The 529-nt window shown below is 76.2% G+C and carries 1 protein-coding gene; it reads left to right on the top strand.

Features of this window, described 5'->3' with window-relative positions:
- On the top strand, positions 1–529 hold a 529-nt coding region (locus ACLJPE_RS23180; protein WP_410966025.1), incomplete at both ends, for a 4Fe-4S dicluster domain-containing protein.

The following is a 529-nucleotide window of genomic DNA, read 5'->3' as shown; positions in this document are numbered from 1 at the left end:
GCTCGACCACCTGGCCGCGCATGCGCCGCTGCCGGCCGAGACCGTGCCGCTGCCCACTGGCGCGCCGCTGGGCGCGGTGCAGGTGGACACCGGCCGCTGCACGTTGTGCATGGCCTGCGTCGGCTCCTGTCCGTCGCAGGCGCTGCGCGACAACAGCGAGCGCCCGGTACTGTCCTTCCTCGAGCGCAACTGCGTGCAGTGCGGCCTGTGCCTGCCGGCGTGCCCGACCTACGCCCGCGAACGGCTCGAGACCGAAAGCCCGCGCGGCCGGATCGCGCTGCTGCGCGCCTGGGCGCTGGAGGCGGCGGCGCCGACGCCCGCGGGCGAGGCCCATCTCGATCATTGTCTGTGCTGCCGCCGGTGCGAGGCGGTATGCCCGCCCGGCGTGCGCTACGGCCAGCTGCTCGTCGAGGGACGGCGACGCCAGCGCAAGCGGCGCGGCGCCGCATGGCGGCAACGGGCGCTGGAGGCGCTGGCGGCGCGGCCGCGGCTGCTCGACGCGCTGCTGCGGCTGTACCGGTCGCTTCAC

It is taken from the genome of Salmonella sp. SAL04196 (assembly GCF_046550835.1).
GTDB lineage: Bacteria > Pseudomonadota > Gammaproteobacteria > Enterobacterales > Enterobacteriaceae > Salmonella > Salmonella enterica.
This window is presented reverse-complemented; position numbering and strand designations above follow the sequence as displayed.